We start from the raw sequence: 22,548 nt of genomic DNA, 5'->3' as shown, positions 1-22,548 counted from the left end.
CCCACCAGCAGGGTACAAGGGTAGTGTGATCCTGCCTTTGAGTTCTCGCCTTTTGCCGTGGTCCGCGCCCTCTATGCTCTTTGAGTGAGATGCCTGGCCCGGCGCCCGCGAACACGCCCTGCACTCGAACCATAGGGGATGCCCCGTGACGCTATCGCGAAAACCAGCTTTGCTATTTATCCTGCTGCTGACTGCGATGTTGCTCCTATCAAGCAATGCGACGCGTGCCGCCGAGCCGCTCACGATTGTTACGGGCGTGGAACTGCAACCACTGAAGGCGCAGGTCACGCGCCTGGTGCAGGCCTTGGAATTGGCCGGCTCGCCGCTAACGGCGGATCAGAAAAGCGCACTTGACGTGGCGGTCGCCGAGCAAGATGCGGCGAAAAGCCTGGCCGCGATTCAGAATGTGCTTGACCCCCTGTGCGTGGCCGGCGTAACGATCAATCCCGAAAGTCGCGTGAAGGTGGCCGAAGGCGCGGCGCCGAAGAAACTCGTCCAGCACGGCTGGCGCGTGCTTTTGGTGAAGGTCGCCAACGAAGCCGGCGTGACCGCGGCCTTGCGCGTCAGCAGCCCCAACGCGGCCAAGCTACACAAGCCGTCCAGTGGCAGAGCGGATCCGCCGCAATCGATCTCTCCGCAAGATGTCAGCGAGCGCTGGCTCGACGTGTCGCTCAACACTTCTCAGCCGCTCAACAAGGAACTCTCGGGCCTGCCGCTCGAATATCGTGTGATCGAAATGTATAGCCGGGACGTCGGCCAACGCGAGGCGAAGCTGATGTTCGACGTAGGGCAGGGGACGCAGGACCTGGGCTTTCGCAACGAGCTAAATCTGCTGTTTCAATGCGAGCCGGCCGTACACGTGTCACTCGAAGTGATCGACGATGACGGCAAGCCGACGACTGGGCAATTCGTCTTTCGCGACACGTTGGGACGCGTCTATCCCTCGCGCGCGCGGCGCATGGCTCCGGACCTGTTCTTTCACGATCAGATCTATCGTCACAGCGGCGAGACAGTGCTATTGCCGCCGGGCAAATATACGGTGACGTACTCACGCGGTCCGGAGTATCGCATCCTGACTCGCGAGATCGAGGTGCCCAATGCGGCCACGCATCGCGAGAGCTTTCGGCTGAAGCGGTGGATCAAAATGGCCGATCACGGCTGGTTTTCCGGCGATCATCACGTCCACAGCGCGGGCTGCGCGCACTACGAATCGCCCGAAGAAGGGGTCCAGCCCGAGGACATGATGCGGCACATCCTGGGCGAGGATCTGAACATCGGCTGCGTGCTGTCGTGGGGGCCATGCTGGTATTTCCAGAAGCAATATTTCGAGGGCAAAGTCAGCGCCCTCTCGACCCCCGACAACCTGATGCGCTACGATGTCGAAGTTTCAGGCTTTCCCAGCTCGCACTGCGGTCACTTGTGCTTGCTGCGCTTGAAAGAAGACGACTACCCAGGCACGACCAAGATCGAAGAATGGCCCAGTTGGGATCTGCCGGTCTTGAAATGGGGGAAAGAGCAAGGAGGCGTCGTCGGCTTCTCGCACAGTGGCTGGGGGCTGCAGGTTCCCGCGACTTCGCTGCCGACCTATGACATGCCACCGTTCGACGGTATCGGCGCCAACGAATATATCGTCGACGTGGCACACGACGTTTGCGATTTCATTTCCGCTGTCGACACTCCGTTCGTGTGGGAAATGAACATCTGGTATCACACGCTGAACTGCGGATACACATGCCGCATCAGTGGTGAGACGGATTTTCCGTGCATCTATGGCGAGCGCGTCGGACTTGGGCGCGCGTACGTGAAGCTAAAAGGATCTAAGGATCAACCGCTGGACTACGATCAGTGGGCGGTAGGCATCCGCGATGGACGCAGCTACTGCACTGAGGGGCTCGCGCATCTTTACGATTTTACGGTCAACGGCCTGGGCGTCGGCGAACCGGGCTCGGCAGGTCGCGCCAGTGTGCTGTCGGTGAAGCAGGGCGAGAAGCTACCGATCCGTGTCAACGCGGCGGCGCTGCTTGAAGAAAAACCACGCGAGGACATTCGTGCCCGCAAGCTTGATCAGAAGCCGTACTGGCATGTCGAGCGAGCCCGGGTCGGCGATACGCGCAAGGTGCCGGTTGAATTGATCGTCAATGGGCAGGTCGTCGAAATGCGCGAGATCGAGGCCGACGGCAGCGTCAAGGATCTGCAGTTCGAGTACACGCCCCAACATTCGTGTTGGGTGGCGCTGCGCGTTTTTGCCGCCGCACATACGAACCCCGTATTTATCGAGGTCGACAACAAGCCGATCCGCGCCAGCCGTCGCAGCGCACAATGGTGTTTGGATGCCGTGGACGTCTGCTGGAAACAGAAGTTGCGCAACACGCGCGAGCCCGAGCACGCCGCGGCCGCCGCCGCGTATGAAGTGGCCCGGCAAGCCTATCGTAAGGCGTTGGCCGAAGCGGTTGCGGAATAGCGGCCGAGCCGGTCGCACTGCGTTGTACCCGGTCATGTCTCGACGGCGCGGGCGCGAACCATTTTCCTGGCGTGGCTGTCTTTTCGGAGCAGGCCGTGGTCGTGGTCAGGTCCCTTTAGGGAACGAGGTGCTAGCGCGCCTTGGCCCCGGCCCAAATGGGTTTTTGCTGCGGTAGGGTAGAGTCCCCAGCAGCAAAAATGCTTGACCCTTTTGGAGTGGTTTGCATAGTATGCATTGTCGCGTGTGTCGTGGGCTAACGTGGTCCCGACCGGACTAGAGGCCCGTCGTGACGCCGGCCTGGATCGGCCGTCCAGCGGGAAGGCTCTAGAGGAAGGAGGTGGTCTCTATATGTGTAGTGATTTCCAGAGGTGGCTCGTCTGACGCTTCAGCCGACGGGCTGTCCTGCTCCGGGTTCGGAGCGCGTCAGGCAGCCGATTCTGTTGACGAGTCAATGAGTGTCTGAGTCAGAAGAGGCCGGCCGAGATAATCGGCCGGCCTCTTCGTTTTTGCACCCGCGGCAATGTCCGGTGCTGGTCAGTTTTTGACCAAGGGCGTGGCTACCGCATTCCAACACGCCGCAATCGGCCTTAGCCTCTGCCCGGTGCGAGCGGGGCGTCGACCGATTTCTTGCCACGGGCCGAGACTTCTGTCACGATTTCGGTTGGGCAGTCGTGGAGGCCCGCCGATGAAGGACTCGAGCCGATCGTGGCGCGCATTTTCAGGTAGGTGCCTGATGCTCTGCGCAGCAACCATCGCGGTCTGCTATCCATCGCAGGTCTTCGGGCAGTTCTCTTATTCCGATCCGGCTCGTCAGGCCATCTTCCCGGCGCCGGCGCGGGAAAGGCAGTCGTCGATCAGCCAGCGCGTTCTTCCGTCAGTGGGCGGTGCTGGTGTGATCCGACCGAGTGCGTTCTTCACGTACGACGCGTTCCCGTTTTCGCCGCTGTTTGGTTACCCGGCCATTAACCTTGGCTTTCCGCAACCGCTGGGTCATCAGGTCATTTCGTACGGGGCAAGCGGTTATATCTATCGGCCCGTGACCGATTTGGGATCGTATTACGATCGGGCCTTGGCCGCGCTGCGGGCCGCCAACTATTCGCAAGTGCTGATCGAGCTTGATCCCGTGCTGGCCGAGTTGCCTGACGATGGTGACACGTGGATGGTGCGTGCCCAGGCTCTGTTCGCATTGGGTACGTATGGTAAGGCGGCGGAATCGTTGCATATTGCGTTGCGTCTCTTGCCGCAGCAGCAGTGGGGCGACCCCGTTCTGAAAGTGCGCGAGTATTTCGCGTCTGAGGGAGAATTCGCGGCCCGCTTGGCTGAGCTCGAATCGCACGTGAGAAGCAACCCTCGTGAAGGGGCCGGCCATTTCCTGTTGGGCTACTTTTATGGTTACCGTGGCAAGGTGCCTGAAGCCGAGCGTGAATTGCGCAGGGCGCTGCGTCTGATGACAGGTGACGACGGGCTGGCGAGTGCTCTGCTCGCGCCATTGCAAGCCGCGGAAACCGATGGCGGTAATCCCGGCAATGAGAAGCCGCGTCCCGGGCTGCACGAAAATAACGGTCCGCGCGAGTTCTGATAGCGCATTGCGGCGCGCCGTGTGACCGATTCTCGAATCGAGGCTTGAAATCAGGCCACGCAGTTCGCTAACATTGCCCATGTACGCGGTATCCTAAGAGCCTGAGCGACGACAACAGGTATCTACAAGAGCCCGTCTTCGGACCTTGATCCGAAGGCGGGCTTTTTTTGTTTCCGCCGCTCATCAAACCAGTCCATTTAGGGTGTTTAACCCAATGACCGATTTCTTTTCACCCGATCTCGGTAATCTCACCGCCACGGCCATTTTGGGCTGGTACGCCTGGCACACCGCCTCACGGACGATTCCCGATTTGCTCACGGCGTTTCGCGAGGAATTGGCGACGACGCGCGAAGAATCTCGGTATGAACGGGAAACGTTACGTGACGAACTGAACGCCGAGCGCATCGAGCGGCATTCGGATCACATGGCCATCGTCGAAGCCTTGCACGAATTGGCTGCACGACTGAGGTCAACGCACGAAGCGCCACTTGCGCGCAATTCAGGGCCGCAAATACCAGCACGCGACAGATAAACCATTTGAGATCGCCGGTCGCGGATCGGCGACGTTTCAACAGAACTTCACAACAACCAGGAGCCGATCATGAATGCTGCCCAGATGCAATCTGCAGGAATCAATTTGACGCTGGTCGCGTGGCTGGCGAAGCATGCCAGCGATGTGCCGGCAATTCTGGCCGGAGCGGAGAACGTCGTCGCGGCCTCGACCTTGCAAGACAAATGGGTCGCGTTCAAAAGTCTCGGCGATCTGGTCGTTGCCGATCTGTCGGACTTCCCGGGCTTGTCTCCGGCGCCAGTAAATCCACCCGCGCCGAGCCCCGTGGTTGGTCCGGTTCAGGCATCGGCGGCTGATGTCGACCTGGCGCTGACGGCCATCGGCGACGGTCACATCATCAACGCCATCGTGACGTTGCTCACGAACCCCCAGACGCTGGCGCTGATCGAGCTGATCCTGAAGCTGGCCGGCATCACGGTTTAGGGCCGCAGTAGCTTAGGGTCAGCAACACAGGCGAATCAACGAATACAGGAGCGCTGGGGATAAGGCCAGCGAAGCGACTCATGGATACACGCAAACTCGGACGCTTAGCGCCACGCTTCGACCCGCGCACCTTGCGGGCGGCGCGATACTTTGTCCCCGCGGCGCTACCACCGCTTCCTTCTTACGTGCGCTGGAGCCAAAACGCCAAGGCGCCGTGGGGCATGATGCTCAACGATCGCATCGGCGATTGCACGTGTGCCAGCGTGGGGCATGCAATCCAGACCTGGACGGCCAATCACGGGCAGGAAGTCACACTACCGGATAGCGATATCCTGGCCACTTACGAAGCCGTCAGCGGTTACGATCCGAAGACGGGCGCCAACGACAACGGGGCCGTCGAGATCGATGTCTTGAACTATTGGCGCAACACGGGCGTGGCCGGGCGCAAGATCGGCGCCTACGTGTCGCTCGAGCCGCGCGACAAGCGAGAGATCCAAGAGGGCATTTATCTCTTTGGCGGAGTCTATATCGGCATCTCCCTGCCGGCGGCCTGGCAGAATCAATCGATCTGGAAGGCGCCCCATTTCCGCTTCGACTTCGGCCATGCCGCATGGCAGCCGGGCACCTGGGGCGGGCATGCCGTATTCGTTGTCGACTACGACTCGCAATTCGCGACCTGCGTCACTTGGGGCGAACTGGTGAAGATCGAATGGGCCGCCTTTCCGCTGTACGTCGAAGAGGCGTATGGCATCGTCGCGCCCGAGTGGGTCAACGACACGACCAAGGCGCCCAATGGTTTTGATATGGCGTCGCTGGTGCAAGATCTGAACGCGATTGGGCAAGCGGCGTAACGCCAAACGAGCGCAATCAGTAAACTAGGACGCGATTGGCAAGCATCGTTATTCGAACAGCGAATCGTTTCCTGCATGGAGGTCGTTGATGAAATCTCGCCTACGCGTCTTGGTAGTGCTTGGTCTCGTGTTGCTCGCGTCGAGCGCGCTATCACAGGAGAGGAAGCCGCCACGGCCGAACCCGCCGGCGCCGAATCCTGCTCCCGCACCGAGCCCAACCCCTGCGCCGAGCAATGGGGCCAAGCTGCTCTTCGCCTCGGAGTTCGATTCCGAGGACGAACTGAAGACGGCGGCCCATCTGTGGCGCACCGGCTGGCCCTTGGGGGCCGGCGTTACGAGCCCTGCGACGCCGGGCGAAGTCGAAATCTATGTCGACTATCAGAAGGGGGACAAGTGGGGACAGAACCCTTTCAAGGTTAGCAACTCGGTCTTGTCGATCACGGCGACGCCCACGCCCGGCTTGCCAAAACCCTTTACTTACACGTCGGGCTGTTTGTCGACGGCGGGCATTTTCTCCTTTCAATACGGCTATGCCGAGATGCGCGGTCAGGCGCCTAAGGGGAGCGGCTTCTGGCCGACCTTCTGGATGATGCCGTGGAAGGGGGACTGGAGCAAAGTCGTGTGGCCTCCGGAGATCGACATTTATCAAGCCTCGAGCCGCATCAACAATCAGAACTACCCCGCGGTGCTGTCGGGCACGTCGAAGAAAGTGATCGAAGCCGGCGAATTCATCACGGCCAAGTCCGACCTTTCGGCGGCCATGCACACCTACGGCTTTGAATGGACGGAGACAACGATGACCTGGTACCTGGATGGTGCCGTCGTCATGACAAAGCCATCCCCCGCAGGCACCGCTATGCGGATGTATCTGATGCTCAGCCTGGCTGTGGGAGACAACGGCACCTGGATCGGTAAGCCCGACGGCAGCACGCAGTCGTGGTTGATCGATTACGTGCGCGTCTACGACCGCAAACCGTCCAAGTAATCGTTAACCGCCGATTTTCTGTTTTCACGAACTTTCGAAAACTGCCACGTCGAATGAACGAAGTCGTAACTCATCTGTCGATCGTCGCCTTTTTGCTGCTGGCTGCCTGTGTATGGCGCACGCCGCAGCGGCGCGGCCGGTTCGTGGCGTATGGTCGTCGCCGAATGGAGCAGGCGGCCGAAGCCCGAGCGCGGCGCCAGGTGAAGCAATTTCTTAATGACTTTCACATTTGTGAATTGTTGGCGGCCGGCTTTTCGGCTTCTCATCTGTTAGGGCGCTGGATGTTGAGTTGGTTGAGCAATGCCACGCTGGCACTGGCCCTAGCAACCGTTGCCATGGCCGAGAATCCACCAGCCGCGGCGCGCGCGGCGCTTGCCGACTTGCAAACGCAACCCGTTGAAAGGCGGTCGCAACTGCGTTATCTCGCCGTCGACGGGCCCGAGCAGGTTGTGGCTATCGACTATGTATTAAATGCCGTCAGCCGCAGCCGTTTGATTGTGCATGCCGAACGGGTCTCGCCGACGCTGTTGCGCATCGATCTGGCGGCCTGTGCAAACCCTCGCGAGCCGGCGTCCTACGCAGAGCTTCGCGCTGCCTGGGAAAAGCTCGTCGAGATCGACCCATACTTCCATCTGCGAACGCAGGTGTTGCCTTTGCAAACGGTTGTCGCCGCGGCCACACCGCATTCGTCGAAAAATAACGTTCGACGTTCCACACATTCGACGACTAATAAGATTGAAACCGTCACGATCGACGGTGGTTGGATTCCCACCGACGTCGCGCGCGATTTGAAGCTGGCCACGCTTTCGGCAGGACCGGTTCTGCGCGGCGACTTTTTCGTGGCGCATGCCGTTAACGCGCCGCTCTATTACGACTTCGCGGGCATCCCAAGCGCCGAACAGGAATTGCTCGGGCGGCTGGGCATCGATCGCGAATCGGTGGACCGCCTGTCCGCCGACACGGCCGCCAATTTGTTTATTTCGCACGTTACGAACAAGCCGCGGCGACTCGTGCGCTTGCCAGGACCTCTAGGGGGAACCTGGTTCAGCCGCGATATCGAGACCGAGACGCCCGATCGCGATCCGCTGCGAATTCCGATCAACTATACAGGCACGGCCGGCGCGCAGGTGCTGCGCTACGACGCGTCGGAATGGTTTGCTCAGAAGGAAAATAAATTCTGGCTCACGGCGGTCTTCGACGGTCGCGGTCAACGTCAGGACGCCGTGAAGGACGTGATCGCAAAGGACACGATGGCTCACGACGGTATCGTGCGGCCATTAATTTCCTGTGTGCGGTGCCACGAGCTGAACGGCGGCGGGGCTGGCATGCAACCGATTGTCGACGATCAGCACCCGCTGCTCACAGGCCAAGTCGCAATCTTGCAAAGCTACCTGCCCGAGGTGGCCCGGCGCGTCGCCGAGTTGTACGACCCGGCTCGCCTGGCACGCGATCAGGCACGCGATCGCGAAGATTACGCCCAAGCCGTGCTCGACGCGACCGGTCTGACAACGCACGACGCAGCCGACGCGCTGTCGCGCACTTTTGCGAGGTTCGTCGATCGGCCGGTAACCCGCGTCGTGGCTGCGGCCGAATGCGGCGTTGGCGAAGAGCAATTCGTCATGGGGACTCGTCATTCAACGGATCCGGCGATCCTGGCTTTACGCGCGGGGCGCGAGATTCGTCGTGCCACATACGAGGCCAGCTTTCCCGAACTCATGCTGCTCACGAACTCATCCTGGAGGCATTGACCTATGAATCGTCTACGCCTGTTTATTGTCTCCGTGTTACTGCTAGCCGTGTTTAACGCGGGAATTACCAGCTTTGCAATCGCGCGTCCTCCGTGCCGTTCGTCGACCAAAGTGCAAGTATCGGCGACGAGCGTGGCGACCGTTTCCGCGGGAGTCGTTGCGGTTCCCTTCGCGGTGCCGGTGGCGATGCCCAGCTATGTGCAGTACTCCGCTTATACGCCGAACGCCGGGATCCAGTATTCGACAGAAGTCCATGCCACGGAAGCTGCGGTCGTTTGCGGCACTGTCCAAACAACGGGTAACGCACTTGCTCAAATGTCAAACGGCGCGGTTCCGGCGACGTCACTTGTCACCGCGCGTTGCACGAGATGCCACGGTGCGACACAGCCCAAGGCGGGGCTCGATCTGACCAGAGCACTTGACGACGCGACACGTTTGAAAGCGATCGCCCGCGTGCTTGCCGACGATCCTCAAGTGCGCATGCCAAAAGGGACGGAGCTCTCTCCCAGCGAGTTGGGGCAGTTGATTCAGGAATTGGCCGCTCGGCCGGCGCCGACCGATGGTACGAGCGCTCCTCCGGCGCCGGCCGCCAACGCGATCGATTAGCGGCGGCACTTACACGGCCTTGACATCTGGTCGTTCGCGCATGCGACGGACTCGTGTCTGACGCTGCGCCATGACATAGCCATTTTGCTGATTTAGCACTTGCCCGCGTCGGCAAGTGAACTCTGTTTCTGGAACTTGGAGAGGAGGCACGTATGAATCGATGTTATGGGGTCATTGTGCTCGTGGCGTTGTGGGGATTTGCCAGCATTGCGCCGGCAACCTATTGCGCGGCATGTCCGCAAGTGGCGACCGCGCAGGCGGCGGCGCTTCCGGTCGCGCCATCGGCGGTTGTTGCGGCGCCGTTTGCGCAAGCCTTTGTCGGCGGTGCATACGCGCTGCCGGGGACGGCATCCCAGGCCACCGTGGCGCTGCCGGTCACGGTTACGCAACCGCTAGTCGTGGCGCAGTCGGCGTCGCTGTTACCGCTGGGAGCGGTGGCAAACGCCGGCTGTGCCGGGGGCACCTGTGCTCGCGCTTCGGCGCGCGTGGGCGGGGCAGGCGTGCGTCGCACGCTGTTGCCGCGTCAGCGCTCGGTGGCCCGAGCCGTGGTGCGCTGAACCAAGGCGCGTGGAGTGTGTGCGGTCGTCGGCGCCGGCGACCGCCGCTCCACGTTTCTGCAGCAATGATATTTCGAGGTAACCGTCATGCAGATCCGCGATCGCATCCGTGAGCTGCGCCGCGTGCCAGCCTCACAACTTCGTCCGCATCCCAGAAACTGGCGCATGCATCCCGACGCCCAGCGCGACGCCTTGCGCGGCGTGCTGGCCGAGATCGGTTACGCCGGCGCGCTGCTGGCGCGCGAACTGGACGACGGCACACTGGAGCTGATCGATGGCCATTTGCGCGCCGAAACGACGCCCGACGCCGAGGTGCCTGTGCTCGTGCTCGATCTATCGGCTGACGAAGCGGCCAAGTTGCTGACCGTATTGGATCCACTGGCGGCGCTGGCCGAAACCAATGCTGAGCGGCTTGCTTCGCTGGTGTCCGAGGTTGAAACGCAAAGCGAAGCCGTGCAATCGCTGTTGAATAACCTGGCCGATGAGTCGCGCCGCGGCTTCGCGCTGCCAGAACCGCTTAGCCCACAAGTCGATAGTGCGCTCGAAGAACTCTATCAGCTCGTCGTGGAATGTGGCGACGAAACTGCGCAGCGCGCGCTGTTCGAGCGGCTGAGCGGCGAAGGCTTCAAGTGCCGTGTGCTTGTGCTGTAACAATCGCGAACGCCGGAGGCCCGAGCGTGCCGATCATCGAAGTCACCGCCGATTGCCCGGTCCACGATTCGTTTCGCGTGCGGCAGGTCGCGGGCATGTTCGACGTGCCGCTGGCGGAAAAATCGGTATCGACATTTCGCGCGGAGATTCCCGGTACCGACGAGCCGTGGAGGATCGGACTCATCGTCGGGCCATCAGGAAGCGGCAAGACCACGGTCGCCCGACAGGCGTTTGGCGACGTGCTTTACCAGGGACATGCCTGGCCTGTCGATCGCGCGATGGTGGACGCGTTTGGCGATCTGCCGATCAAGGATGTCACCGGATTGTTGACGGCCGTCGGATTCAGCTCGCCCCCTTCCTGGGTAAAGCCGTACTCGGTGCTGAGCAATGGCGAGCGGTTTCGTTGCGACGTGGCGCGGGCTTTGTCGGTCGGTGTCGCGAGTGAACATTCAATGTTACTCAACGATGCGGCTGTGCCGATCGTGGCCTTCGATGAATTTACCAGCGTGGTCGACAGGAATGTCGCGCAGATTGGTTCGGCGGCCGTGGCGCGAGCCATTCACGACGACCGGCTGAAATGTCGCTTCGTGGCGATCACCTGCCATTACGACGTTGCTGAGTGGCTGACGCCGGATTGGATCGTCGATATGGCGACCGGGATCTGCCAATGGAGGAGTCTTCGGCGTCCGCCCGTGCAACTCGAACTCTTTCGTTGCCACCGTCGTGCGTGGACTTTGTTTGCGCGCCATCACTATTTAAATGGAAATCTGGCGCCGACGGCGCGCTGCTTTCTTGCCACCTGGCGCGATGCCGCGGTCGCATTCTGTGCCACGTTTCCCTTGATTGGGCGGCGCGGGCATTGGCGCATCAGCCGCGTCGTGACACTGCCCGACTTTCAAGGGATCGGCATCGGCATGCGCGTGACCGAGGCCGTCGCGCAACAGCATCGCGACGAGGGATTGCGCATCAACATTACGGCCAGCCACCCGTCGGTGCTGGCACATTGCACGAAGTCGCCCCGGTGGCGAACGGTGCGCGTGCTGAAGACCGGTTCGCGCAGCGCTCGCCGCTTCATTCACAACTACCGCGGTTCGAGCGGCCGCGCCGTGGCTTCGTTCGAATATCTCGGTGCGAGCAACGTGGCGTGAAAGCAAGGGCATGAAATCATCGATCGATGCGATCAAAGAAGCCGAGATTCGTGCGATCGTCTCCGTCGGCGGCAGCCTGCGCACCGCCGCCAAGCACGTGGGCTGCACCGTATCGGCGATCCGTGTGCGCGCCGATCGCAGTCGGGAGTTCGCCCAGCGATTGAAGCGCGCGGAGTCGGACTTCGAAGTAATTCTGCTTTCGAATATCCAGCAAGCGGGCAAGAAGTCCTGGAACGCCTCGGCCTGGCTCTTAGAGCGCATCTTTCCCGAGCGATTTGCGAAACGTCGTCCCGGTACGATTCCTGTGGAGGAATTAAATGACGTGTTCGAACACCTGGCCACGATCATTACGCACGAGGTGGCCGACCCGGAACGTTGCGAACGCCTGTTGGATCGCGTGACAAAGCTGCTAGCCAACCTGGCGGCCGAACCCAAGCGGAAGAAGAAGCGCAAGTGACGCCTGCCAAGCGGAAAAAAGTGGAGGTCCGCAATGATTCGGTCGCCGAAGCCTCTTCTGCAGCCTACGACGACGCCCGTGGCTGTCTGCCGTACGATCCACGATCCTCGCTGGCCGAACAAGAGGAATTCGTGCTCGCCGCGCTGGCGCACAATCTTCGCCGGCTGTTGCGATCGCCCCAGGAAGTCGACAATCGCGCGCGTAGCCTGCTCGATTGGGCGAAGCACTATCTGTCGCCCCATTTTCAATTGCCGCCATCGGCGATGCACCGCTGGTTGGGCGAACAAATCGAGCAATCGCGGTCGACGCGCGGCCAGAAGATCAACGTTATCGGGCCGCGCGGGGCCGCGAAATCGACCGTCGCGTCATTGGCTTGCCCCTTGCGAATGGCCGTCGAGGGGACCGAGCCGTATATCTGGATCGTATCGGATACGAAGGACCAGGCCGTCAGCCACCTAGAGAACATCAGGGCCGAGTTGCTGGATAACGAGCTGCTGGCCGCCGATTATCCCGACGCGACAGGCAAGGGAACCGTCTGGCGTGCGGCGGCGATTGGCTTGCGTAACGGCGTCACGATCGAAGCATTCGGAACGGGTCAGCGTATTCGCGGCCGCCGGCGTCGTGAGCATCGGCCGACGCTGATTATATGCGATGACCTGCAAAATGACGGACATATGGAATCGGCCTTGCAGCGCGAGCATTCGCGCAACTGGTTCCACGGCACGTTGATCAAGGCCGGCACCGCGACGACGAATATTTTCCACCTGGCCACGGCCTTGCATCACGACGCGCTGGGGCTCGAACTGCATCGGACTCCCGGTTGGGAGTCTCGCATTTTTCGCGCCATCGAGCGCTGGCCGGACGACATGCTGGCCTGGCAGAGGTGGGAGGAGCTTTACACGGCGCTCGATAATCCCGCTTGCCGGCAGATGGCGCGCGACTTCTATGAATCGCATGCGGCCACGATGCAGGCGGGCGCCGTGTTGTTGTGGCCAGAGCAAGAGGATCTGTACACTTTGATGCGGATGCGGGTCGAGAGTGGCCGCACGGCTTTCGAGCGCGAGAAGCAAGGCTCGCCGATCAACCCCGAGGCTTGCGAATGGCCCGAAGATTACTTCCACGCCGGCATCTGGTTCGACGATTGGCCGGAACGTTTGTCGTTGAAGGTTATCGCGCTTGATCCGAGTAAAGGAAACGACGCACGCCGCGGCGATTACTCGGCATTTGTAATTTTGGGGGTCGGCACGGACGGCGTGTTCTACGTCGACGCGGACCTGGCCCGTCGCGCGACACCGCAAATCGTGGCCGATGGCGTCGAATGGTGCCGACTGTTTCGGCCTGACGCGCTGGCGATCGAAACCAATCAGTTTCAAGATTTGCTCGGCCGCGAGTTTGCCGCGGAGTTCGGCAGGCAAGGAATCGTGGGCGTGCAGCCCTGGTCGATCGACAACCGCGTCAACAAGCTGGTGCGCATTCGCCGGCTGGGGCCGTTTTTATCGCAACGGCAACTTCGTTTCCGAAATTCGCCGGCGACGCGAATGTTGGTCGAGCAATTGCAGCAGTTTCCCATCGGCGACCACGACGACGGACCGGACGCCTTGGAAATGGCCATCCGCATGGCCTGCGAGCTTTCCGAGCGGCCAACATTCGACGATGGCTTTGGAGATCGATTGCCGCTCTCGTCCTGACCGTCCAGGCAGGTCGCAGAAATGAATCAACGACACTTGCCGAGCGATGCTGTTCGTGGCTGTCACCCGGCGCCTTTTTAGGGAGACACGATTATGAAATCGACCAACGGTAACAATCTGAATCATGGTAACGGCGATCAGGAAGCGGCTGCGATAACGGACCCTGGTCCGGTTTCACGCTTGGAACGCCGGCTGCAGGAGGCCTGCCAAGGACTGTGGGATAGCCTGGTCGATCCGCGCGACGCTCTGTGGGACGACGATGGCCGGGCCTGGCAGCTCATCGGCAATGAAATGCAGCGGGGCGGCGCCGCCGTCGCCCCGTTCTGGACAGAAACCGAGCATCGGCAGATTCGCATCGAGTGTCGTGGACTAGCGATGACGAACGAGTTCGCGATCAACGGGCACGAAAATCGGATCAACTACGTGATTGGGCCGGGGCACAGTTACCGGGCAGTGCGCAAGAACGGACAGGAAGCAAGCCCCGAGTTGTTGGCGACGGCTCAGGCGTTGATCGACGAATTCATCGTCACGAATCAATGGCATCGCCGCCAACAAGAGATCGTGCGCCGCCGCGACCGTGACGGCGAAGCGTTCTTGCGATTTTTCGTCGGCGCCGACGGTACGCTGCGGGTGCGCTTCGTCGAGCCGGGGCAAGTCTCGACGCCGCCCAACGCCTCGAGCGATCCCGCGGCCAGCTTCGGCATCGTGACCGATCCGCACGATGTCGAGGAAGTTTTGGGCTACTACGTCGACGGGACCTTTATCGACGCTTGCGACATTCAACATCGCAAGGAAAATGTCGATGGAAATGTGAAGCGCGGGTTGCCGCTGTTCTATCCCGTGCGAAAGAATTTGCGCCGCGCCGAAAAACTGCTGCGCAACATGAGCGTCGTCGCCGAAATTCAGTCGGCGATCGCGCTGGTGCGCCGCCATCAAGGAGCCACTCGCACCGCCGTACAGCAGTTCGTCACCGGTCAGGCCGACGCCACGACGACAGGGCCGGGCGGCCGAACGACGAATTGGAAGCATTTCGCGCCCGGCACCATTCTCGATACACACGCCGGCGTCGAATATGATTTTCCGGCTCAGGGACTCAACGCCGCTAGTTACGTCGCAGTGCTGCAGGCTGAGTTGCGGGCGATCGCGGCCCGGCTGGTCATGCCCGAGTTCATGTTGTCGAGCGATGCCTCGAACGCCAATTACGCGTCGACAATGGTGGCGGAAAGTCCCGCCGTGCGAATGTTCGAACGTTTGCAGGCGGAACAGGTCGAGGCAGATCTGGAGGTGATGCGCAGGGTTATCGCGGTGGCCGAGCGCGCGGGCCGTACTTCGTCCGATTCGCTGACGGCTATTGACATTCAGGCCGTGGCGCCGCCGCTGGCTGTGCGCGACGCACTGAAGGACGCGCAGGTAGCGCGCATCGAATATCAATCAGGCATTCTTTCGCCACAAACATGGAGTCAGCGTCGGCGACTCGACTATGCGCAAGAGCAGGCCAACCTGCTCAGCCATCGGCAAGCGAGCATCGACGATGGGCAGCAAACTGGCGCTGTGCCACCGCGCGGTTAGCCGCGCAGAAAAAGAAAGGTGCGTGCGCGGAAGATGTTGTGCGCCGAAGAAAGAATATCGTCGAACGAGTGGCCAAAAGTTACCCTTGAAATAAGTACATGAAAAGATACGATGGTCTTTAATGATTACACAACCGCTAACACCATCTAACGAGAGTAAAGTATCGCACGCGTGTGCCGCGTTGCGAGAAATGCTGGGCGACGTGTTGAAGCGGGGCTTTTACGGCACCGCCGAGATCGAAGTTGCCGTCCAAGACGGATCGATTCAGCACATTCGCCGTCGCATCGACAAGATCGAAAAGTAATCGCACAGCTTCTGCACGTCTCGCGCAAACAGTCCATCGCGACAGTGTGGCAGCCGGCAGCAGCATAACGAGTAGCACAACGTAAGGTATCCGCAGAGCCCGCCACCAGGCAGGTATCCACAGGAGCCCATCGCGAACCAACGACGGTTCGAGCGATGGGCTTTTTTTGTTGCCGTACGACAACGCGAGGAGAGATCCGATGTCCGAGCCCTTGCAAGAATTCATCAATTCCCGTGGTCTGGCGCTGCGCGTCGACCGAGAGGCGGGCATCATCCGCGGCGCTAAGATCCTGGGGACCGAATCCCAGAACGGCCGAACTTACCTGCCCGAGGCGTTGACGGCCGCGGCTCCCTTGTACGAAGGGGCGAAGGTCAACGTCAATCATCCCAAGTCCGCTCCTGGTTCCCCGCGCGATTACCAAGATCGTATTGGCGCCATTCACAACATGGTCGTGCGTTCCGGCGAAGGGCTATTCGCCGACTTTCATTTCAATCCACAACACGCCTTGGCCGGCCAACTGACTTGGGATGCGGAGCACGCGCCCGAAAACGTCGGCTTTTCTCACAACGTGCTGGCCAAAACCTCGCATCGTAACGGCCGGGTCGTGGTCGAAGGAATTACGAAAGTGCAGAGCGTCGATCTCGTGGCAGATCCGGCCACGACGCGCGGGCTGTTCGAAGCGGCGCTGACGCCGGGCTGGGAGCGACAAAACGACGGTGCGGCCACGGCGATCTTGTGGGAAGAGCTAACACCAGCCGAGTTGCAACGCCGCCGGCCCGATCTGGTCGCGGCGCTCGCAGCGGAGTTGACTCGCGAGAACGCTCAACTGCGTGCGCAGCTCGACCACGTGCGAGTGGCCGACGCGGTGGCTGCGCGGCGCGTCTTGGCGCAGCGCCTGCTGGCCGAGGCGCATCTGCCAGACGTGACGTCCGACAGCGGTTGGGCACGGGAGATCGTGAGCGAAACGTTTTTCGACTCGCTCCTCAGCGCGCCGGACGAAGACGCGATGCGCCGCCTGGTGCAAGAGCGTGCCCGGCTGGTCTCGGCGGCCGCCGGCTTGCACGCTCATCGACCGGCCTGGGCCGGCCGACCCGTGGCGCGCGATCAGCAACTTGTCGACACTCCCTGGCACACCAAGGTCGACGGCGCAGCCTTCGCGAAATCGATTACATAATCAGCGAACAATCCGCAAATAGCGGGCGAATCCTTATTTCTGTAGGAGACCGATGAGATGGCCAATCTGATGCGATGGCGATATGGCGAGACGTCGCCGGTGATGCTTCCGGTCCAATCCGCGACCGTGATTGAAATCGGGGACCTGGTGTATCTCAGTACCGACCATGCGCTGCCGGCCTCGTCGCAAGCGGATCAGGGGAGCAAGGCCGCCAATCAACAACTGTTTCACAATAACTTCGCCGGCGTCGCGATGCAGCAATCGCGTAGCGGAGATACGAATCCGATTCGCGTCGCCACGACAGGTGTCTTTGCCTACGACTGTGCCAGCGCCACGTTCGAAATCGGCGCGCTGGTCGGCATCAACCAGCCATCCGCCGGACCGCCGCTCAGCGATCAGATTCTGGTCGGCGTCGGTGCCGAAAATCTGGCCGTCGGTCGCTGCGCGAAGCGCGTCAATCCGGCGGATACCAGCGTGCTGGTCGAAATCGTCGGTACCGTGTCTCACGGCGGCCCACAGGCCAAGGCTTGATGCAATCCGCATTCACGGCAGCCATCACATTACTTCCCAGGCCCACCGTTGATTGAAAGACGGCTATCAGGGCTGACCTATTCGTGAGGAGATCCGAAGTGACGATCCAATATCGCGAGTTGAAACGGCAGTACGAACTGGACGGCCCGCATCGGACCGTGGAGGGCCTGCGCGAAGCTTTGCGCGGAAGGCACGTCAAGCCCGAGGATTTCAGCCTGCGTGACCTGGCCGAGGCCTTGGTGCCCGACGGCCGCGAGTGGGTCCGCGCCCTTGATCCGCGCTCGGCAGGGGGCTCGCGAATCCTGGAGGCGGGGGACGGCGTCGACGTGACCGCCTTCTTGAACATCACCGGACAAGTGATTTATTCGAAGATCATGGACGCCTACACGCAAGAGGCGTTTGTCATCTCGAAGCTGGTGCAAACGATTTCCACCCGGCTCGATGGCGAGAAGATCCCCGGCATCTCGCGCATTCAGGACCAGATCGATGAAGTGCCCCCTGGTATGCCCTTTCCCAGCCTCGGCTTCGGCGAGGATTACATCGAAACGCCCTCGACGACGAAGCGCGGGTTCATCGTGCCCGTGACGAAGGAAGCGATTTTCTTCGACCGCACGAACTTGGTGCTCAGCCGCGCGGCCGAGGTCGGCGAGATTCTCGGGCTGAACAAAGAGAAGCGGTTAGTCGACCTGGCAATCGGATCGACGAACAATTACCTGTGGCGCGGCACCGCGTACGACACGTATCAAACGACCACGCCGTGGGTGAATATCGCCACCGGCAACGAACTGGTCGACTGGACCGATGTGGACACGGCCGAGCAACTATTCGCCGACATTGTCGATCCGAATACCGGAGAACCGGTGCTGGTGTCGCCGACGACGGTGCTGGTGATGCCTGCCTATCGGCACGCGGCGCAGCGGGTGTTCAACGCCGGCGAGATTCGTTACCAACCGACCGACGCCTCGACACTGACCGTCGCGGCCAATCCGCTGTCGCAATACCAGGTGATGGAGAGCCGGCTGGCATATCGCCGCCTGGTGTCGGGCGGCATGGACCCCAACGATGCCAAGAAGCTGTGGTTTATCGGTGATTTCAGCCGCGCATTCGCCTACATGGAGAACTGGCCGATCACGGTGACCCAGTCGCCGCAAAACAGCGAAGCCGATTTCAACAACGACATCGTCGTGCGCTTCAAGGCCAGCGAGCGCGGCGCCGCGGCCGTCATCAACCCGCGTTACATCGTGATGTCGACCGGCTAAGCCAGTGTGGCCCGCGCCGACGATTCCGTGGTTTGCCTGAAATGGGTTAGAGGACAGGTACGCCGGGACAGGTGTCGCGACTGCCCGTCGGCGCGGGCCGCGAGATTCACGCGTAATTAATTCTTCCTTCAACAACAGCGGCCACGTCATGACTCGAATCGGCGATGAAACGGTCAACTCGTTCAGCCATGGGCGAAAGAGCGCCATTGGAACTAGCGCCGTCGCACTCGTGGGTAGCACGGTCGAGGCGACCAAAGGCGTGCAATTGCGGGCTGCCGACAGCAACACGGCGACGGTCTTCGTCGGCCATGCGAGCCTCACGACCGACGCGGCGGACGCCACTGACGGCTTTCCGCTGCAAGCGGGCGAGGCTTTGTTCGTGCCGGTCAACGATGCCGCCAAGATTTTTGTCGTATCGACGGCGGTGAATCAAAAGGTGTTTTGGTTCGCGATTTAACGTTCGAAAGATAGTACTGGGCGCAAGCAAGGCGAACACCCCATTGGGGCCGAGGCAAACACGATGCCCACGGATCTCGATCAACTGCAGGCGATCAAAAGTCAGGCGCTGGCGATCATCGCCGACCTGACTGCCGCCCCGAAACCGACCTACACCATTGATGGTCAGCAGGTGGCGTGGAGCGATTATCTGGCGCAATTGCGGCAGACCGTCGCCTGGTGCGATGACCAGATTGCCCGGGACGAGCCGTTCGAGACGCAGATGCGCGGGTTTAGCTGACGCTATACGAAAGGCTGGCACTCTCTTGTCGCTAACAATTCAACGCCCATTACAAATGCGGAACTAAAATAACCATGTCCGTTTCGTTCGACCCTACGGGCGATCTGAGTTGCTGCGACGGCCTGGAAACCGTCAACGTGCGGCAATTGTCCGGCGCCGCAGCCGGCGTCGTCTCTGGGGCGCTGCGTTGCCACGCCCGCCTGAGCGAGGCTGATACGAGCGATGGACGTTATACGGCGGCCGACGTCGTCTGGCATTTACCGGCCGAACAATTGGCAAGTGCGCCCACGATCGGCGGCGTCATTACCGACGCGGCAGGCGCACGTTTCGTCGTGCTAGAGGTCGAGCGTGCCACCTTGGGTACCCGTTGGCAATGTCGCGCAAGAAATCTGGCCATCGTCGGGGGATTGGATCAGGCCGTTGTCTTGCAACAAGCAACGTGGACAAAAACACAAAGCGGGGCCCAGGTGGCCGGTTGGCACGACGTGCAGATCAACCTCTCTGCACGGATCCAGGCTGTGCAAGCGGATATCCGGATCGAATACGACCGCCGCATGACGCGCGTCACACACAAGATTTTCGTTGCGGACGACATTGTTATTGATCACACGTACCGCATCGTGTCCGGCACGGACGCGTATCGCGTGCTTGGTTACGAGCGGCCTGCGAGCATCGACGCGCTGTTCGTGATTCTGGCGGCGCAGACGACGGGCGCGATTGAGTGACCACGGAGTCCCACGAGCAACCGTTTGCCATGAGCCTGGAACAAGCGATTCACGAGCGATGGGCCACAGATTTCTTGCTGGCGACGGTGTTGCCCGCCGATCGGTTGTCGACCGGCGCCGCGCGGGGGGAGACGTCCCTGCCGTATGTCGTGTTGTCGCGACGCGAAAACGAGGTCGTCACGCGCACCAGCAGTGGGACTTGCATTGATCGCGCCGTGATACGGTTTAGCGTTTGGTCGGCGGACTTGGACGAAGGCAAAGAGATCGCTCAAGCGATCGCGCGACGCTTCGAACGCGTGGACTTTCCGCTCGACAAGGGAAGCGTATTGAACATGCAGCGCTCGCAAGAAACGGAAACGCAGGCCGACGACGGCTCTTGGCAATTGGAACTCGACTACGTCTTGATCGTGCGGCATCCTCCCAGCGGCCTGTTCGGCTGACGAAGCCATGGTCGCAAACTCGTTCGGTTACAAAGAAACTAAAGCGCCTATCAAGGTATCGAAGATGTCCGAAGCTTTATCCGCGGAAATCAGCGCGTCGTTACTGTGGCTGTTTCAGGACACGCTCGGGCTGACCACGATTGCCGACGCCTCGCGGCTCGAATACGACGCACAACTGAGCGACGGAGCAGGAGCCGGGCAGGCTGATCTCATCTGGCATGACCTGCGCACGGTAGTTGCCGGCGGCCATGACGACCTGCCGCTCGCGGCGCTCCCCCAAACGATCTTCGGCAGCGCCGTAACGGTCGATTTCGCCACGGTCAAGGGTGTGCTGATTGTCAATGCGAACACGACGTCCGGAGACGACTTGCTCGTAGGCGCCGCGGCAACCCACGCCTGGAGCGCTCCGTTCGGCACGGCGACCGATCGGGTGCATGTTCCTGCGGGTAGTTGCCTGCTGTTGGTGAACAAGAACGATGGCTGGACGGTCGCCGTGGGCACGAGTGACACGCTGCGCGTCACCAACCCGGGCAGCGACGACATTCAATACAAGGTCGTCCTCGTGGGAGTTCGCGCCTGATACGCAGCTCGATTGTGCGCGACACGTGCGCGCAATCGCAACTCGACACCAACTTTCAGCGGAGCTCAGTACATGGCGACGATCAGCGGCAAAAACGGCAAGGTGATGATCGACAGTACCGCGCTAGCCGAGATCACGGACTGGACGTTTCATACGACCTCTCTAAATCACGCGTACGCCAGCTCGTCGACGGGCGGATTTCAGCGTCGCGTGCCGGGAGTTAAAGACGGCGGCGGCAGCATTGGCTTCAAGCTCGATCCGGCTGACCCGATCACTGACGATTTCGACGAAGGTTCGGCGGTGACGTTGTTGCTGTATCTCGACGCGACGCATTTCTACAGCGTGCCAGCCGTGATGGACTCGATCCAATTGGCCGTCGACATCTCGAGTGGCGACGTGCTGGGAGGGACGGCGATGTTTTCTACCAGCGGCGCGTGGACGAAACCGAACTACTCATCGTAAGAGACACATTTCATGGGAACTCTATCGACGATGACGGCGCCACTGGTACCTCTGGCGATTGCCGGCCGCGTGCTTCTCGGGAGCCCGCTGACTTTGCGCGACTATGGCGAGATCGAGCAAGCAATGCTCGCCGACCGCGCGGCCGATCGCGAGCGATCCGATATTCAGGCAGCGGACGAAGCCGAGAAAACGATCACGCCCCTTGCGCTCGCGGAATGGATGTGCGGTCCTGGTCTGGGGTACGTGCTGTGGGCTGTGATTCGCAAACAGCATGAGGCGATGACGCTTGACGAGTGCCGCGCGCTCGTTGAAGCCGACGGCAGTGTCGTACGCGTTGCCCAAGAACTCGATCGCGCCAGCGGGTTGCCACGGGGAAACGGATATCGCCAGGCCTTGCGGCGGCCGACGACCGCGATGAGCCTGGCGGCCTGACAGACACCGACTGGTGTCGCGCGTTTCGGCGGCTCAGCGCGGAATACGGTTGGCATGCCGCACAGATTGCCGAGCTGACTCCCGCGCAGGTGACCGCTTATCTGGATACAGAGTCTGCCAGTGCTATGTGCTGGATGACACCCGCCGAGGCAAGGGCCTGGCGAAGAAGACAAAACTCACAGGAATCATCAGTGTGACGAGCCACGCAAACCGATCGCCGGGACCAAAAGAAAAAGCGCGGCTGATCCGCTTGATCCGCCGACGGGCGGCTCAGATCAATGCGGTCAGGCCGGCGGCGCAAGAAGGAGGGGTTTCGAGGATCGCGCGCGACATCAAAAGGCACTCGTCACGAACAACGAACACTCAGGGCGGCGCCGAGCCCCATCAGCACACAAGGGCGGGCTCGCGCAATAGCTCAACGCGGCGTTCGTCGAGCCAGAACTCCGAATCATCGCAAAACCGCCAAATCGAAGTCTTGCAGCGCATCGACGAGAACCTGCGCCGTCTCCGGCAGATTGCCGAGGCGCGGCGGCAGTCACCCGCCACTTTTACTCAGCCCGAGTAATCTGCCGGCAGCGGCGCAACGATCGTTTTTCACCATTCAGGTAGGC

Annotated in this window: 26 protein-coding genes; all 26 read left to right on the top strand. The window is 61.1% G+C overall.

Annotated features, from left to right (window positions below; genetic code table 11):
* Positions 1 to 145 precede the first annotated feature (145 nt).
* Positions 146 to 2,461 carry a CehA/McbA family metallohydrolase gene (locus tag VGN12_10510; protein HEY4309872.1) on the top strand — a complete coding sequence of 772 codons (2,316 nt, stop codon included), beginning with the start codon at positions 146 to 148 and terminating at the stop codon, positions 2,459 to 2,461.
* Between the two features lie 733 nt (positions 2,462 to 3,194).
* Positions 3,195 to 4,040 (top strand): hypothetical protein, encoded by an 846-nt coding sequence (locus VGN12_10505; GenBank protein HEY4309871.1) that lies wholly within the window; start codon positions 3,195 to 3,197, stop codon positions 4,038 to 4,040.
* 214 nt (positions 4,041 to 4,254) lie between these two features.
* A complete protein-coding gene (locus VGN12_10500) occupies positions 4,255 to 4,572 on the top strand; it encodes a hypothetical protein (GenBank protein ID HEY4309870.1) in 318 nt (105 codons plus the stop codon).
* A gap of 69 nt (positions 4,573 to 4,641) precedes the next feature.
* Entirely contained in the window at positions 4,642 to 5,034 is a 393-nt protein-coding gene (locus VGN12_10495) for a hypothetical protein (protein HEY4309869.1), read from the top strand.
* Between the two features lie 80 nt (positions 5,035 to 5,114).
* Positions 5,115 to 5,885 carry a hypothetical protein gene (locus VGN12_10490; GenBank protein ID HEY4309868.1) on the top strand — a complete coding sequence of 257 codons (771 nt, stop codon included), beginning with the start codon at positions 5,115 to 5,117 and terminating at the stop codon, positions 5,883 to 5,885.
* Between the two features lie 88 nt (positions 5,886 to 5,973).
* Positions 5,974 to 6,870: a glycoside hydrolase family 16 protein gene (locus VGN12_10485; protein ID HEY4309867.1), complete on the top strand. Its 897-nt coding sequence runs from the start codon at positions 5,974 to 5,976 to the stop codon at positions 6,868 to 6,870.
* Between the two features lie 53 nt (positions 6,871 to 6,923).
* On the top strand, positions 6,924 to 8,618 hold the full coding sequence (locus VGN12_10480) for a hypothetical protein (GenBank protein HEY4309866.1): 1,695 nt from the start codon (positions 6,924 to 6,926) through the stop codon (positions 8,616 to 8,618).
* 3 nt (positions 8,619 to 8,621) lie between these two features.
* Positions 8,622 to 9,224 carry a hypothetical protein gene (locus VGN12_10475; protein HEY4309865.1) on the top strand — a complete coding sequence of 201 codons (603 nt, stop codon included), beginning with the start codon at positions 8,622 to 8,624 and terminating at the stop codon, positions 9,222 to 9,224.
* A 152-nt stretch (positions 9,225 to 9,376) separates the two neighbouring features.
* On the top strand, positions 9,377 to 9,781 hold the full coding sequence (locus tag VGN12_10470; protein HEY4309864.1) for a hypothetical protein: 405 nt from the start codon (positions 9,377 to 9,379) through the stop codon (positions 9,779 to 9,781).
* 87 nt (positions 9,782 to 9,868) lie between these two features.
* Positions 9,869 to 10,432 (top strand): ParB N-terminal domain-containing protein, encoded by a 564-nt coding sequence (locus VGN12_10465; GenBank protein ID HEY4309863.1) that lies wholly within the window; start codon positions 9,869 to 9,871, stop codon positions 10,430 to 10,432.
* 26 nt (positions 10,433 to 10,458) lie between these two features.
* The gene (locus VGN12_10460; GenBank protein HEY4309862.1) at positions 10,459 to 11,580 is read left to right on the top strand and encodes a GNAT family N-acetyltransferase; all 1,122 of its coding nucleotides are present in this window, start codon (positions 10,459 to 10,461) and stop codon (positions 11,578 to 11,580) included.
* A gap of 10 nt (positions 11,581 to 11,590) precedes the next feature.
* On the top strand, positions 11,591 to 12,037 hold the full coding sequence (locus VGN12_10455) for a hypothetical protein (protein HEY4309861.1): 447 nt from the start codon (positions 11,591 to 11,593) through the stop codon (positions 12,035 to 12,037).
* Positions 12,034 to 13,725, top strand: coding sequence for a phage terminase large subunit (terL, locus tag VGN12_10450; protein HEY4309860.1), 1,692 nt, complete (start codon positions 12,034 to 12,036; stop codon positions 13,723 to 13,725). The genes VGN12_10455 and terL overlap by 4 nt, the downstream gene beginning before the upstream one ends.
* Before the next feature lie 93 nt (positions 13,726 to 13,818).
* Positions 13,819 to 15,294: a phage portal protein gene (locus VGN12_10445; protein HEY4309859.1), complete on the top strand. Its 1,476-nt coding sequence runs from the start codon at positions 13,819 to 13,821 to the stop codon at positions 15,292 to 15,294.
* A gap of 121 nt (positions 15,295 to 15,415) precedes the next feature.
* Positions 15,416 to 15,598: a hypothetical protein gene (locus VGN12_10440; GenBank protein ID HEY4309858.1), complete on the top strand. Its 183-nt coding sequence runs from the start codon at positions 15,416 to 15,418 to the stop codon at positions 15,596 to 15,598.
* 199 nt (positions 15,599 to 15,797) lie between these two features.
* Complete coding sequence (locus tag VGN12_10435) at positions 15,798 to 16,772, top strand: hypothetical protein (GenBank protein HEY4309857.1); 975 nt, start codon at positions 15,798 to 15,800, stop codon at positions 16,770 to 16,772.
* A 57-nt stretch (positions 16,773 to 16,829) separates the two neighbouring features.
* Positions 16,830 to 17,303, top strand: coding sequence for a hypothetical protein (locus VGN12_10430; GenBank protein HEY4309856.1), 474 nt, complete (start codon positions 16,830 to 16,832; stop codon positions 17,301 to 17,303).
* A 98-nt stretch (positions 17,304 to 17,401) separates the two neighbouring features.
* A complete protein-coding gene (locus VGN12_10425; GenBank protein ID HEY4309855.1) occupies positions 17,402 to 18,562 on the top strand; it encodes a hypothetical protein in 1,161 nt (386 codons plus the stop codon).
* A gap of 148 nt (positions 18,563 to 18,710) precedes the next feature.
* Positions 18,711 to 19,019: a hypothetical protein gene (locus tag VGN12_10420; GenBank protein HEY4309854.1), complete on the top strand. Its 309-nt coding sequence runs from the start codon at positions 18,711 to 18,713 to the stop codon at positions 19,017 to 19,019.
* A 63-nt stretch (positions 19,020 to 19,082) separates the two neighbouring features.
* Complete coding sequence (locus VGN12_10415) at positions 19,083 to 19,298, top strand: hypothetical protein (GenBank protein HEY4309853.1); 216 nt, start codon at positions 19,083 to 19,085, stop codon at positions 19,296 to 19,298.
* Positions 19,299 to 19,372: 74 nt separating this feature from the next.
* Complete coding sequence (locus tag VGN12_10410) at positions 19,373 to 20,023, top strand: hypothetical protein (protein ID HEY4309852.1); 651 nt, start codon at positions 19,373 to 19,375, stop codon at positions 20,021 to 20,023.
* The gene (locus tag VGN12_10405; protein HEY4309851.1) at positions 20,020 to 20,463 is read left to right on the top strand and encodes a DUF3168 domain-containing protein; all 444 of its coding nucleotides are present in this window, start codon (positions 20,020 to 20,022) and stop codon (positions 20,461 to 20,463) included. The genes VGN12_10410 and VGN12_10405 overlap by 4 nt, the downstream gene beginning before the upstream one ends.
* 64 nt (positions 20,464 to 20,527) lie before the next feature.
* Entirely contained in the window at positions 20,528 to 21,043 is a 516-nt protein-coding gene (locus VGN12_10400) for a hypothetical protein (GenBank protein ID HEY4309850.1), read from the top strand.
* A 72-nt stretch (positions 21,044 to 21,115) separates the two neighbouring features.
* Positions 21,116 to 21,505: a hypothetical protein gene (locus VGN12_10395; GenBank protein ID HEY4309849.1), complete on the top strand. Its 390-nt coding sequence runs from the start codon at positions 21,116 to 21,118 to the stop codon at positions 21,503 to 21,505.
* A 12-nt stretch (positions 21,506 to 21,517) separates the two neighbouring features.
* On the top strand, positions 21,518 to 21,937 hold the full coding sequence (locus VGN12_10390; protein HEY4309848.1) for a hypothetical protein: 420 nt from the start codon (positions 21,518 to 21,520) through the stop codon (positions 21,935 to 21,937).
* Positions 21,938 to 22,064: 127 nt separating this feature from the next.
* Positions 22,065 to 22,502: a hypothetical protein gene (locus tag VGN12_10385; protein ID HEY4309847.1), complete on the top strand. Its 438-nt coding sequence runs from the start codon at positions 22,065 to 22,067 to the stop codon at positions 22,500 to 22,502.
* Positions 22,503 to 22,548: the final 46 nt, after the last annotated feature.

The sequence above is a fragment of the Pirellulales bacterium genome (assembly GCA_036499395.1).
In the GTDB taxonomy this organism is placed as follows: domain Bacteria; phylum Planctomycetota; class Planctomycetia; order Pirellulales; family JACPPG01; genus JACPPG01.
The sequence above is the reverse complement of the archived record's forward strand: the minus strand, read 5'-3'. Positions and strand labels throughout refer to the sequence as shown.